10 protein-coding genes and 1 pseudogene are annotated in these 13,769 nt (G+C 64.4%); 5 read left to right on the forward strand and 6 right to left on the reverse strand.

What is annotated here, in order from left to right; all coding sequences use genetic code 11:
* Positions 1–111: 111 nt before the first annotated feature.
* Together ACK56M_RS28330 and glnK are read right to left on the reverse strand one after the other, a co-directional pair.
* Positions 112–1,443 (reverse strand): ammonium transporter, encoded by a 1,332-nt coding sequence (locus ACK56M_RS28330; RefSeq protein WP_015272254.1) that lies wholly within the window; start codon positions 1,441–1,443, stop codon positions 112–114.
* Positions 1,444–1,489: 46 nt separating this feature from the next.
* Entirely contained in the window at positions 1,490–1,828 is a 339-nt protein-coding gene (gene glnK / locus ACK56M_RS28335) for a P-II family nitrogen regulator (protein ID WP_002555808.1), read from the reverse strand.
* A gap of 401 nt (positions 1,829–2,229) precedes the next feature.
* On the opposite strand from glnK, the gene ACK56M_RS28340 reads away from it, so the two are divergent.
* The 3 genes from ACK56M_RS28340 (at position 2,230) to ACK56M_RS28350 (ending at position 4,503) form a co-directional block, all read left to right on the forward strand.
* Positions 2,230–2,496 carry an accessory factor UbiK family protein gene (locus ACK56M_RS28340; RefSeq protein ID WP_015272255.1) on the forward strand — a complete coding sequence of 89 codons (267 nt, stop codon included), beginning with the start codon at positions 2,230–2,232 and terminating at the stop codon, positions 2,494–2,496.
* Complete coding sequence (locus tag ACK56M_RS28345) at positions 2,497–2,850, forward strand: gamma-glutamylcyclotransferase family protein (RefSeq protein ID WP_015272256.1); 354 nt, start codon at positions 2,497–2,499, stop codon at positions 2,848–2,850.
* 162 nt (positions 2,851–3,012) lie between these two features.
* On the forward strand, positions 3,013–4,503 hold the full coding sequence (locus ACK56M_RS28350; protein ID WP_024087897.1) for a YifB family Mg chelatase-like AAA ATPase: 1,491 nt from the start codon (positions 3,013–3,015) through the stop codon (positions 4,501–4,503).
* Between the two features lie 222 nt (positions 4,504–4,725).
* Here the strand turns inward: ACK56M_RS28350 and ACK56M_RS28355 are convergent, their stop codons facing one another.
* Complete coding sequence (locus ACK56M_RS28355) at positions 4,726–5,094, reverse strand: response regulator transcription factor (protein ID WP_170977510.1); 369 nt, start codon at positions 5,092–5,094, stop codon at positions 4,726–4,728.
* Positions 5,091–6,083 (reverse strand): response regulator, encoded by a 993-nt coding sequence (locus ACK56M_RS28360; protein ID WP_100412827.1) that lies wholly within the window; start codon positions 6,081–6,083, stop codon positions 5,091–5,093. Before ACK56M_RS28360 ends, ACK56M_RS28355 begins: the two co-directional genes overlap by 4 nt.
* A gap of 238 nt (positions 6,084–6,321) precedes the next feature.
* Here ACK56M_RS28360 and ACK56M_RS28365 point away from each other — a divergent pair.
* Positions 6,322–11,369 (forward strand): annotated as a pseudogene (locus ACK56M_RS28365) (AAA family ATPase).
* A 54-nt stretch (positions 11,370–11,423) separates the two neighbouring features.
* Here the strand turns inward: ACK56M_RS28365 and ycaC are convergent.
* Positions 11,424–12,050, reverse strand: a complete 627-nt coding sequence (ycaC, locus tag ACK56M_RS28370; protein WP_004375560.1) for an isochorismate family cysteine hydrolase YcaC — start codon at positions 12,048–12,050, stop codon at positions 11,424–11,426.
* A 73-nt stretch (positions 12,051–12,123) separates the two neighbouring features.
* Positions 12,124–12,486 (reverse strand): helix-turn-helix domain-containing protein, encoded by a 363-nt coding sequence (locus tag ACK56M_RS28375; RefSeq protein WP_015272303.1) that lies wholly within the window; start codon positions 12,484–12,486, stop codon positions 12,124–12,126.
* 180 nt (positions 12,487–12,666) lie between these two features.
* On the opposite strand from ACK56M_RS28375, the gene ACK56M_RS28380 reads away from it, so the two are divergent.
* A complete protein-coding gene (locus ACK56M_RS28380) occupies positions 12,667–13,641 on the forward strand; it encodes a GlxA family transcriptional regulator (protein WP_043936302.1) in 975 nt (324 codons plus the stop codon).
* The last annotated feature ends 128 nt before the right edge of the window (positions 13,642–13,769 follow it).

Consider the following 13,769-nt stretch of genomic DNA (forward strand, 5'->3'; position numbering starts at 1 on the left):
ATTTCCGCCTACGTCGCGAACGTGTCGGATAAACCGTTTGCCGTGCGGGAAATGCTAAAAATCTGGCAAAAAAATGCCCGGCAAGCCGGGCAAGTTTTTACCGCGTCGCAGTTACAGGTTGTAGCCGCGCTCGTTGTGCTGAGCCAGGTCGAGGCCGACCGACTCTTCTTCTTCGCTTGCCCGCAGGCCCATCACCACATCAAGCACCTTGAGAATCACGTAGGTGACGATGGCGGTGTAGACCACGGTGAAGATCACGCCCTTGGCCTGGATCCAGACCTGCATGCCGATGTCGGTGACGGCACCGAAGCCGCCCAGCGCCGGAGCTGCGAACACACCGGTGAGGATGGCGCCGACGATACCGCCGATGCCGTGCACGCCGAAGGCGTCCAGCGAGTCGTCATAGCCCAGCTTGCGCTTGAGGCTGGTGGCGCAGAAGTAGCAGACCACACCCGAGACCAGGCCGATCACCAGGGCACCCATGGGGCCTACGGTACCGGCAGCCGGGGTGATGGCGACCAGGCCGGCGACCACACCCGAAGCAATGCCCAGGGCACTCGGTTTTCCGTGACCGATCCACTCGGCGAACATCCAGCCCAGGGCCGCGGCGGCGGTGGCGATCTGGGTCACCAGCATGGCCATGCCGGCGGTGCCGTTGGCAGCCGCGGCAGAGCCTGCGTTGAAGCCGAACCAGCCGACCCACAGCATGGCCGCGCCCATCAGGGTATAGCCCAGGTTGTGCGGAGCCATCGGGGTGGTCGGGTAGCCCTTGCGCTTGCCCAGCACCAGGCAGCAGACCAGGCCAGCGATACCGGCGTTGATGTGCACCACGGTGCCGCCAGCGAAGTCAAGCACGCCCCAGTCCCACATCAGTGCACCGTCACCGCTCCAGACCATGTGCGCGATCGGCGCGTAGACCAGGGTGAACCAGATGCCCATGAACACCAGCATCGCGGAGAACTTCATGCGCTCGGCGAACGCACCGACGATCAGCGCCGGGGTGATGATGGCGAAGGTCATCTGGAAGGTGATGAATACCGCTTCAGGGAACAGCGCGGCAGCCGAGGTCAGGTTCGAGGGCGTGACACCGCTGAGGAACGCCTTGGAGAAGCCACCGACGAAGGAATTGAAGTTGAGCACGCCCTTTTCCATACCGGTGGTATCGAAGGCCATGCTGTAGCCATAGACGACCCAGAGAATGCTCATAAGGCCAGTGATTGCAAAGCACTGCATCATTACCGACAGCACGTTCTTGGAACGCACCATGCCGCCATAGAACAGGGCCAGGCCCGGAATGGTCATGAACAGCACCAGCGCCGTTGCGGTGAGCATCCAGGCGGTGTCGCCGGAATTCAGCGCTGGGGCAGCTTCCTCGGCCAGGGCAAGCCCGGGCATTACGAGGGACAATAGGGCTCCTAGCCCTGCGATCTTACGCAGAGTCATGTTGTTTTCTCCTGGGGCGTTGGGTTTGGTGAGGCTTTGTTGCTGCTTAGATCGCGTCGGTATCGGTTTCGCCGGTACGGATACGGATCGCCTGCTCCAGATTCACCACGAAAATCTTGCCGTCACCGATCTTGCCGGTGTTGGCTGCCTTGGTGATGGCTTCGATTACCCGATCAAGGTCCTTGTCATCGATGGCGACATCGATCTTCACCTTGGGCAGGAAATCGACCACATATTCAGCACCGCGATACAGCTCGGTGTGGCCCTTCTGCCGACCGAAACCTTTGACTTCGGTGACGGTGATGCCCTGCACGCCGATTTCCGACAGCGACTCGCGCACGTCGTCCAGCTTGAACGGCTTGATGATGGCTGTGACTAGCTTCATGAAACTCTCTCCCGATTTGGTGGACTTGCCCCAGGAAAACAAACCCGTCTCAAGTCTAAGCGCAGCGGTTGGCTTTGTAACGCGTCGTCGGCATCCGGCTCCGCGTGCGCACTGCCTGGTCACAAGGAACTGCATCAGTGCATGGCTCGCACTGGTCTTTGCAGAAACCTTGCCAGTTCCGTCAAAGCACGGGAAAACAGCGAGTTATGTGAATCAGTCGGGATTGGCCAGTCGCCAGCATGCGCAACATGCACAATTCCGGTGCATCCCGACCTGGCGCGTTGCTCGAAAAATGTGCAGTTCCAGAGGAGCGCCGCTCCTACACGAGCCAGCGACGAGGCCGGATGTTCATGCATGCGTGTTACACTGCCGGCCATTTCCCAGTATCAGTGGACAGCCCCATGCTCGCGCCCAAAGCCCTTCTCGATGCCCTGAGCGACCAGGCATCGCGCCTGTTCAGCAGCGATACCGCCCAGCCCCGCGCCGAACTGGAAAGTCAGTTCAAGGTGCTGATGCAAGGTGCCTTCAGCAAGCTGGACCTGGTCAGCCGCGAAGAATTCGACAGCCAGATGGTCGTACTGGCGCGCACCCGCGCACGCCTTGAGGCTTTGGAAAAACAAGTGGCCGAGCTGGAAGCCCGGCTGAACCCGACCCCACAGGATGAGTGAATGCAACCCTCCAGCGCATACCCGGTACTGTTGTTTTCCTACGGCACCTTGCAGGACAAGGCCGTGCAGCTCACCAACTTCGGCCGCGAACTGAGCGGCCAGGCCGACCGCATGCTGGGCTACCGCCAGGACTGGGTCGAGATCACCGACCCGGCCGTGCTGGCAGCCAGCGGCAAGTCCCATCACCCTATCGTCGCTCCCAGCAGCCAGGCAGACGACAGCGTGGCCGGCATGGTCTTCCAGATCAGCGAAGAAGAGCTGGCAGCGGCGGATCGCTATGAAGTCGCAGACTACAAGCGCGTGGCCGTAACGCTCGCATCGGGCCTGACCGCCTGGGTTTATGTACGCGCCTGAGCCCTTCCGGCGCACAGCAGGCACGAACCCGACAGGGTGACAATGCAGGGGAAAACCCTGCCTGAAAAACCAGGACGCACACTTCTTTCGCCGGCCCGGGCCGTGCTCGCTATTCTTGCAAAGCCGCAGGAAGCGGCCCTCTTCAGCGACAACGGAGCGTCCATGTCCCTAGCCCTCGTCCACAGCCGCGCCCAGGTGGGCGTGCAGGCACCGGCGGTCAGCGTCGAAACCCACCTGGCCAACGGCTTGCCCCATCTCACGCTGGTCGGTCTGCCGGAAACCACGGTCAAAGAGAGCAAGGACCGGGTACGCAGCGCCATCGTCAACTCCGGTTTGAACTACCCGCAGCGGCGCATCACCCAGAACCTCGCCCCCGCCGACCTGCCCAAGGATGGCGGGCGCTATGACCTGGCAATTGCCCTGGGTATCCTCGCCGCCGATGGCCAGGTACCAACGGCCACCCTTGCCGAGGTCGAATGCCTGGGCGAACTGGCGCTGTCTGGCAAGTTGCGCCCGGTGCAGGGCGTGTTGCCCGCAGCACTGGCGGCACGCGAAGCAGGCCGGGCGCTGGTGGTGCCGCGGGAGAATGCCGAGGAAGCCAGCCTGGCAGGCGGGCTGGTGGTGTATGCGGTGGGGCACCTGCTGGAACTGGTCGCCCACCTGAACGGCCAGGTGCCATTGCCACCGTATGCCGCCAACGGCCTGATCCTGCAGCAACGTCCGTACCCGGACCTGAGCGAAGTGCAGGGCCAACTGGCGGCCAAGCGTGCGCTGCTGCTAGCGGCGGCCGGGGCGCACAACCTTTTGTTCACCGGGCCTCCCGGTACCGGCAAGACCTTGCTTGCCAGCCGCTTGCCGGGGCTGCTGCCACCACTGGACGAGCACGAAGCACTGGAAGTGGCGGCGATACAGTCGGTCAGCGGCCATACGCCACTGAGCAGCTGGCCGCAGCGGCCCTTCCGCCATCCGCATCACTCCGCCTCCGGCCCGGCACTGGTCGGCGGCAGCAGCCGGCCGCAACCGGGCGAAATCACCCTCGCCCACCATGGCGTGCTGTTTCTGGATGAACTACCTGAGTTCGAGCGTCGCGTGCTGGAAGTGTTGCGCGAACCGCTGGAGTCGGGCGAGATCGTGATTGCCCGGGCCCGCGACAAGGTGCGCTTCCCCGCACGTTTCCAGCTGGTGGCGGCAATGAACCCCTGCCCTTGCGGCTACCTGGGCGACCCCACTGGCCGCTGCCGCTGTAGCACCGAGCAGATCGCGCGGTATCGCAACAAGCTGTCCGGGCCATTGCTGGACCGTATCGACCTGCACCTGACCGTGGCCCGTGAGAGCACCACGCTGAACAACCAGCCCTGCGGCGAGACCAGTGCCGATGTGGCGGCCAAGGTAGCCGAGGCACGTGAACTGCAACAGCGGCGACAAGGGTGTGCGAATGCATTTCTCGACCTTGAGGGGTTGCGCTGCCATTGTGGCTTGGCGGCGGCGGACCAGGCCTGGTTGGAGGGGGCCTGTGAGCGGCTGACCCTGTCGTTACGTGCGGCTCACCGGTTACTGAAGGTGGCGCGGACGCTGGCGGATCTGGAAGGTAACCAGGCAATTGGCCGGGCGCATCTGGCCGAGGCCCTGCAGTACCGGCCGGGGAGCAGTTAGATTGCCGGGGCTGCTTTGCAGCCCATCGCAGGCAAGCCAGCTCCCACCCCGACCGCATCGGCCTCAAACCATGCGCAGTCCCTGTAGGAGCCTGGCTTGCCAGCGATGAGGCCAGTACAGGCAGTGCAAGACAGTTGCTCCCACACCGAATACATCGGCCCAAAGCCTATGCAGTCCCTGTAGGAGCGGGCAAGCCCGCGAAGGGGCCGGGGCAGGAATACCTCACTGGCTGCCCACCAAAGCATCCTCAACCACCTTCAGCAGCACCTCTTCAGAAAATGGCTTGCCCAGGCAGACCAGCGCCCCAAGCGCCATCGCCGCCCGCACCGCCCCTTCATCCCAGTGCGCCGACATGCAGATCACCGGCAACCGCCACCCCAGCCTGGCCAGCTCGCGCTGCACCGCCAGCCCGCTCATTCCGGGCATCCTCAGGTCGAGCAGCACACACCCCGCTTGCCGCGCCAGTGCCGAGGCCAGGAACAGGTCCCCGGCAGCAAAAGACAAGGTCTCGAAACCTGCCGAACGTAGCAGGTTGGCCAGGCTTTTGCGCACCGAAGCATCGTCGTCAACGATGCACACTGTGCTGCTCATGCGCCGCCCAGGCCCTCAGGCTGCGCCCCGATAACGTTGTGCATGGCCACCAGTTCAAGCAGCGAGCGGGACTGCATCTTGTTCATGATGTTTTTCTTGTGCACCTTGGTCGTCACCTCGCTGGTGCCGATCTGCCTGGCGATCTGCTTGTGCGACAGGCCACCGACCACCAGCGAGAACACCTGGCGCTCGCGCTGGGTCAGGCGCTGGTACTTTTCCTCGACCTGCCGCGCATGGTGCCACTTGCGCCCTTCGGCCACGGCACGCGTGCGCACCGCCTGCAGCAGTGTCAGCATCTGGTCTTCGTCGAACGGTTTGGTCAGGAACTCCACGGCCCCGGCACGCATGGCCTGGACGGTCATCGGGATGGTGCCGAAGCCGGTCATGAACACGATCGGCCAGGGCAGCGCAAGTCGGCGCAGCGCATCTTGGACTTCCAGGCCGCTGGTATCGGGCAGGTGCATGTCCAGCAACAGGCAGGCATAGGGGGTTTCCAGGCGGGCCTCGAACAACGCCTCGGCACTGGCGAACAAATGATGCGGAATGTCCTGCGAGCGCAGCAGGCGGCCCAACGCCGTGCGCACCGACGGGTCGTCATCCACCACCAGCACCGGCACGTTCAAGTGCTCATCGAACAACTCGACAGTTTCGGCCGCGGCGCACAGCGGCGATTTGCCCGCCGCCTTGCCAGGCAACTCGAGGCTGATCTCGGCGGCCAGGCGGTAGCCCCGGCGTGGCACGGTCTGGATCAGGCCACGGTCGCCAAAGGCCTTGCGCAGCAAGGACACCTGCACCTGCAGGTTGTTGTCCTCGACTACCGTGCCGGCCCACACCTGGCTGAACAGCTCGTCCTTGTCGACCACCCGCCCCTTGGCCTTGATCAGCGTCGCCAGCACTTCGAATGCCCGCCCCCCCAACAGGACAGGCTTACCGTCAACAAAGGCTTCGCGCCGCTCCAGCGACACCTGGGCATTACCTATTCGGATCATGGCTTCCTCGCGCGGGCACGGGCGTTTCCCAGCCCAGGGCAGCCTAGGCCAGGGTACGCCTTCAGACAATTATCCCGAGGGATAGGTTGGCCTGAGGACTATACAAAAGCCCGCCAGCCCCCAGGGGACGATAACGGACAACAGCGTACCCTTTCCTGCCAAGCAGCCTGCAGCCCGCATCCCTGCTGGGTCCGCTGCGTATACTCGTGCGTCAGGATGTCGCTAGCAGGGGTGCCTTATGCTCGATGAACGCCTTGCCCACAGGCCCATCGATTACGACCAGTCCGTCGACGAGGGGTGGCTGAACCGGTGCGACATCAACGCGCTGGGCCAGGAAGGTGAACTCAGTTACTTCCGCCTTCGCGATCCAGCCACCGACCAGGCATGGATCGCCGTGCGCGCCCCGCGCGAGGTCCCCGCCGCCTGCCAGCGCCTGGAACGTGACTACCGCCTGCAACTCGACCCGCAATGGGCGGTGATCCCCTCGGCGTTCGTGCGCTCGGCCGAAGGCCCCCTGCTGGTGTACCCGGCCGGCCGCTCCATCGCCGACCTTATCGCAGAGGGCCCTGCCGCCCTGACGCCGTTTCTCGAGATTGCGGTAAACGCGGCCACTGCCTTGGCCCAGGCCCACGAACGCAATGTGCTGCACGGCGCGCTGCAGCCCGAACATGTGTGCCTGCACACCAACCAGCGAGTGCGGCTTGGCTGCTTTCGCGCCGACCCGGCGGAGCTGATCAGCGAACAGGGCACCGCGCTCGGCAACTGGGCGTACCTGGCACCGGAACAGGTCTGCCCGCACGGCAGCAGCAGCGACCGACGCACCGACATCTATGCCCTGGGCGCGATCCTTTACCAGCTACTGCTGGGCGAATTGCCTCTGGCCGGGCGCGACACCCAGCACTGGCGCCAGCTGCATGCCGGCGTGCAGCCACGAGCGGCCTGCGAAGTGGACAGCAATGTGCCGCAACCTCTCAGCCGGATCCTGGCCAAGGCCTTGGCCAAAGAGCCGGACGCCCGCTACCAGAGTGCTCGCGCCCTGGCGGTGGACTTGGCCTATTGCCAGCGACAGTGGGCCGCCAGCAAGTCCATGGAGGCCTTCGAACCAGGCTGTGCCGACCCGATGACGCCCGACCGCGCACGCCTGTATGGCCGCAGTGCCGAACAGAAGGCCATCGCCCTGCTGCTCAAGGCACAGCGCCGTAACAGCAAGCCACAAGCCCTGTTCATCAATGGGGCTACGGGCATGGGCAAGTCGAGCCTGGTCGAGGCAGCGCTCAGGGCCAACGCCCAGGGTTACTGGGCCACCGGCAAGTGCAACGGCGTTGCCCAGGCCGTGCCCTACGCGCCCTGGGTCGAAATTCTCGGCGCGCTGACCACCCAGTTGCTGGCCAAGAACAGCCGGGACCTCGACGCCTTGCGCTGCGAGATTCTGCGCCGTATCAAAGGCCACGGCCGGCTGCTCGGCAAGCTGGCACCAGACCTGCAACTGATCCTCGGCCCCTTGCCCGAGTTGCCGGCCAAGCCCACGCGTCTGGCGCTGCAGAAGGAGCTGCGGGCGATCGTCGAATTCCTGCAGGTATTCAGCCGCCCCGACCAGCCGCTGGTGCTGTTCTTCGATGACATGCATTGGGTCGACGACTCCAGCCAGCAACTGCTGGCGCAACTTCTGGCTCACTCGCCCGGCAACCTGTTGCTGATCTTCGCCCGGCGCAGTGATGCGCCAGCCAGCAGTACACCCCTTGCCCTGCCCGCAGCGTTGCGCAGCACCACGCTGAACCTGCGGCCCCTGGCGGTGAGCGCGGTGACCGAGTTGATCGGCGAGCGCTACCACGTCGGCCCCGAGGACGCATTGCAGGTGGCCGAACTGGTACACGACAAGACTGCGGGCAATCCGTTCTTCATCAATCAGATCCTCCGGGCCATGGTCGAGGACCAGCTGTTCACCTTCGATACCCAGGCCATGCGCTGGTCATGGTGCCTGCAGGCCGTGGCCCGCCACCGCTATTCCGACAATGTCGCCGACCTGATGATCCACCGCCTGGTGCGCCTGCCCGAGCCGCAGCGCGACCTGCTGCGGGTGGTCAGTGCGGCTGGCAGCCGCTGTGATGAACGCCTGCTTCACCAGGTACTCTCTCAAGCGCCCGGCGAGCCGTTGAAAGCCTTGATTGGCGCGGGTTTCCTGCAACCGGGCCAGAACGGCCTGGGCTTCGCCCATGAACGGGTGATGGAAGCTGCGTACGCTCTCACGCCAGCGCGCGCACGTGCCCAACTGCATGCACGTATTGCCCAGGCCATGCGCCAGGCCTGGCCGGGGCGCCTGCACGAGGTACTGTTCGAGCTTGCCAACCAGCTGCAACGCGCCAGCCCATGCGGGTTTGCAGCGGATGACTGCGAAGCTTTTCTGCAGCTTTTACGCGAGGCAGCAGCACGCGCACGCGATGGCGGCGCGTTCGAACAATCGGCTGGCTACCTGCACACGGCCGAGCAGTTGCTGCAACGCGGCGCAACGCTGGAAAGCCGCGCCACGCATGGCTTTGCCATCGCCTGCATGGCCACCGAGTGCGACATGCAACTGTCGCGAATGGTCGCGGCCGAGGCCCGCATCACTGAATGCCGCCTGCGCGCGCGCTCGGCGTTGGACCAGGCGCGGGTATGCCGCCTGCAGGCGCTGCTGTACACCTTGCGCGGCGACTATCAGGCGGCCATCGACAGCGCCATTTCCGGCCTGGACTTGCTGGGTATGAGCCCGGTGCGAGGTGTCGACTGGCAACAGGTCGAAGCCAGTCATGCCCATGTACAGACCTTGGTCGAACAGAAAGGCCGACACTGCCTGGAATCGCTGCAGCGCACCGATTCGGAGGAAGTGACAGTTGCCATCAGCCTGCTGGCCACCCTGTCGTCATCGTTTTTCGTGAAGGACGACATCTGCTTCCTGCACCTGGCCAAGCTCATGGAGCTGTCACTGCTGCACGGCGTCGCCCCGGGCAGCACCTACGGCATGGCCTGGTACGGGGTGATGATTGCCGAGCGCTTCGGCGCCTACCATGATGGCCACGCTTGCTGCCTGGCTGCGCTCAAGCTGATAGAGCGGCACGGTTTCGACGCTGACTTGACCAGCGCGCTGCTGGCCCTGGACCAGGTCAGCGCCTGGACCTCGCCCATGGAGTTCGCCCGCCGTACCGCACTGGATGCGGTCGACTCGGGGCGCCTGAGCGGCGACCTGGCGATGAGCTGCTATGCCTGCAACCACCTGGTTTCCGATTCGCTGTTCATGGGCCGCTACCTGCCGGACGTGGTGGAGGAACTGGCGCAAGGCCTGGCCACCGTGCGTCGCTACGGTTACCGCGACATCGAGCAGATCCTGCAGGCCCAGCAAGCGTTCGTCGCCAAATTGAGCGGCACGCCCTGCCCGGCCTCGGCCACAGCCTCGAAATCGCCTACCACGCGGTTCTTCCAGTACCTGATGGCCGGCATGTGCGACTTCTACCTGGGCAATATCCCGCAGGCCATGCGTAACCTGGCACTGGCCGGCGACAACACCTGGGCGGTACCGGCGCACATCAACCTGGCCGACTATCACCTGTTCCACGGCCTGGCCCTGGGCAGCCCCGAGGCCATTGGCAGCCTTGCCGACAAGCTGCGCGAGCTGCAGGCCCTGCGGGAGCGCTTCGGCCGCTGGGCCGGCTTCAACCCGGCCACCTTCCGCAACAAGCTGTTGCTGATCGAAGGCGTGATCGCCAAGCTCGAAGGCGACGGCCTGGCCGCCATCCGCTGCTTCGACCAGGCACAGATCGCCGCCACCGCAGCCGGTTTCATCCACGAGCAGGCGCTGGCCCACGAGCAGTTGGCCGAAGTATGTATCCCCAGCGGCCTGATCTCTGGCGCCAACCTGCACCTGCGCATCGCCCGCGACTGTTTCCATATCTGGGGCGCGACCGGCAAGGTGCACCAGCTGGAGGCGTTGCACCCGTTCCTGCGCACCCAGCCAATCCAGGAAAGCCAACGCGCAACCAACCAGGCCAAGCTCGACCTGGAAGCCGGCATCGAGGCAGCACGGGCGCTGTCCGAGGAAGTACTGCTCGAAGGCCTTATCGAAACCCTGATGGGCCACCTGACCCAGCATTCCGGGGCCGACCACGGTGCGCTGCTGATCGTCAGCGGTGCCGAATTCCAGATGGCTGCCCTCGCCTACATCGACGACGCCGGGCTGCACGTGAGCATGGACGACTGCCAGAAGTTCTTGACCCAGGCACCGCTGTCGATCATCAACGCCACCATGCGCACCAAGAAGCCCCTGGTGCTCAACGATGCCCAGAGCGATTGCCCCGAGGCCTTCCGCCAGCAGTTGCAGGCGCGCAAGGCCCGTTCGGTACTGTGCCTGCCGCTGGTGATCCAGGGCGTGCTGATCGGCCTGGTGTACCTGGAAAACCGCCTGGTACCGAACCTGTTCGGCAGCCAGCGCCTGGCCATGCTGGAAATCCTCGCCTCGCAGGCAGCGGTGTCGCTGCAAACCGCCAAGTTCTACACACGCCTGGCCGAAGACAACCAGACCCGCGCCCAGATGGAGGCCGAGTTGCGCCGCTCCCGCGCGGAGTTGGCGCGCACGGCGCACCTGCAGGTGATGAACGAGCTGTCCGCGTCCATCGCCCACGAGATCAGCCAGCCGCTGCTGGGCATAGCCTCCAACGCCGCTGCCAGCCTGCGCTGGTTGAAACGCGCCAAGCCCGACCTGGAAGAGGCGATTGCCGGCCTGGAAGATATACGCAACGACAGCGAACGGGCCGCCAACATCGTGCGTGCACTGCGCTCGCTGGCCAAGCAGTCGCCGATGCAGCTCAAGGTAGTAAAGCTGGACGAACTGATCCGCGAAGTGGTGCGCCTGACCTCGGCCGATGCCGCCAAGGGCACGGTGGATGTGCAGATGCGCTTGCAGGCGGGGGTGAGCGTGATGGCCGACCCGGTGCAGTTGCAGCAGTTGGTGTTCAACCTGATTACCAATGGCCTGGAGGCGCTGGCGGGGTATCGCAGCGATGGGGTGCTGCGGATTGCGTCGGCGGTGGTCGGGGATGGGGTGGAAATCTGCGTGGACGACAACGGGCCGGGGATTGCAGCGGATGAGCGCGAGCGAGTGTTCGATGCGTTTCATACCACCAAGATCGGTGGCATGGGGATGGGCTTGGCGATCTGCAACTCGGTGGTGCAGGCCCATGGTGGGCAGTTGCAGGCGCTGGTGTCAGAGCTGGGGGGTGCCGGATTCGCCTCACTCTGCCTGTGAATCATTCTTAGCCTGCTCCGGCCTCTTCGCGGGCACGCCCGCGAAGGGGCCGGTACAGGTTTACATCAACGGGCGCTCAGGGCCGCATAGCTGTTCATCAGGTTGCGGTAGTTGGGAATGCGCTGCGACAGCAGGTTACCCAGCCCTTCGATGTCGTTGCGCCAGTCGCGGTGCAGCTCACAGGCCACCGAGAACCAGTTCATCATCTGTGCACCCGCCTGGGTCATGCGCACCCAGGCCGCCTGCTGCACGGTTTCGTTGAAGGTGCCCGATGCATCGGTCACCACGAACACTTCAAAACCTTCCGCCAGCGCCGACAGGGTCGGGAACGCCACGCACACATCGGTCACCACGCCTGCGATGATCAGCTGCTTGCGGCCAGTGGCCTTGATCGCCTTGACGAAGTCTTCGTTGTCCCAGGCGTTGATCTGGCCAGGGCGGGCAATGTACGGCGCATCCGGGAACATCTCTTTCAGCTCGGGCACCAGCGGGCCGTTCGGGCCTTGCTCGAAGCTGGTGGTGAGGATGGTCGGCAGGCCGAAGAACTTGGCCAGGTCGCCCAGGGCCAGCACGTTGTTCTTGAACTCGTTGGGCGAGAAGTCCTGCACCAGCGAAATCAGGCCGGTCTGGTGGTCGACCAGCAGCACCACGGCGTCGTCTTTGTTCAGGCGCTTGTAATCGGGTTGGCTCATCGGGGTGACTCCTTGGGTTGGGAAAACAGGCCGGCACTGTCCACAAGGGGCTATACCGGCGGATAGGTTCGGCTTAAGGATGGGCCTGCGCCTGGCGCCAGGCCTTGGGTGGCTGGCCGACCAGGCGGCTGAAGGCGCGGGTGAAATGGGCCTGGTCGCAGAAGCCGCATTCCAGGCTCACGTGGGTGATCGGCGCCTCGGTGGCGAGCAGGCGCTTGGCCTTTTCCATGCGTGCCAGCAGGCGCCACGCCTGGGGCGAGAGGCCGGTGTTGACCTTGAACGCACGCGAGAAGTGGCTGCGGGTGAGGTTGCATAACCCGGCGATTTCGATGATCGACAACGAGCTGTGCAACATCAGTTCCTTGGCCCGGCGCAAGCGCGCCGGCGTCAGTGCGCCGGGGGTTTGCAGCGGCGCTTGGGGCGTCCCGGGGTGCATGGCGGCTCTCCTGTTCAATGCAGAAAGTCTCGCCTCCGGCACATGACAAAGTCCTGAGCCAAACCTGAATTGTTGTTAATTGCGCGCTGCTGGCCCTGACGGTTTTGCCGATACCTTAAGATGCGTTTCGTATTCAGCTTCGGGCCGCTGGTGGCGGCCGGCATTCAAGGCAAAAGAGCGATGCAGGAAAAACCCGCCCACCGCACCGTGGCCATGGTGTTGTTCAATGATGTGTTGTTGCTGGACGTGACCGGGCCCATGGACGCGTTTGCCATTGCTAACCGCTTCCTTCCTGCCGAGCGGAAGTACCGGCTGCTGACCCTGGCCGAAGGGCAGGCAGCGGTGCGCGGCTCCTGCGGGTTGAAAGTGGTAGCCGACCTGCGTCTGGAGGATTTGCCGGAAGCCGTCGACCTGTTGCTGGTGCCAGGCGGCCCGGGCGCCTATGACATCGCCCTGCCGGGCATCGAGCGCTGGCTGCCCCAGGCCGTGCGCCGGGCCAAACGCTTTGGTGCAATATGCACCGGAATATTCCTGCTGGGCCGGGCCGGGCTGCTGGACGGCTATCGCTGCACCACCCACTGGAACTACGTGGAGCGCCTGGCACAAGCGTTCCCCGAGGCGAAGGTCGAGACCGAGCAGATCTACGTGATCGACCGTTGCCTGATTACCTCGGGCGGCATCACCGCAGGCATCGACCTGGCACTGGCAGTGGTGGCCGAGGACCACGGCAAGGCGCTGGCCCTGGAAGTGGCCAAGGTGCTGCTGGTCGCCCGCCATCGCCAGGGTGGGCAAACGCCTTACGGGCCACTGCTGGCGGCTGTGCCGCGGGATGATTCGCCGATTGCACGGGTGCAGGCGTATATCGTCGACCATATCGAGCAAGCCTTCACTGTGCAGAAGATGGCCGACCTGGTGGCCATGAGCGGGCGCAACTTCGCCCGCACCTTTCAACGCGAGGTGGGCATCACGCCGCTGCAATACTTGCAGAACGCACGCATCGACCGCGCGCGCAAGCTGCTGGAAAGCAGCGACCTGCCATTGAAAGTGGTGGCGACGCAGTGCGGTTTTGGCAGTGACCGGCATTTGCGCAAGGTTTTCTGCGAGCGGATTGGCATGACGCCGGCGCAGTATCGGGCGCAGTTTGGTGGCAGTTGAGTATGCAGATTTCCTGTGCCGGCCTCTTCGCGGGTGAACCCGCGAAGAGGCCGGCACGACTGTCACCTGATTCAGGACAATGTGTCTTCCTCACAGCAGATTGTCTGGCACTCCCACATTCCCCAGAA

The sequence above is a fragment of the Pseudomonas sp. s4 genome (assembly GCF_046764235.1).
GTDB lineage: Bacteria > Pseudomonadota > Gammaproteobacteria > Pseudomonadales > Pseudomonadaceae > Aquipseudomonas > Aquipseudomonas asiatica.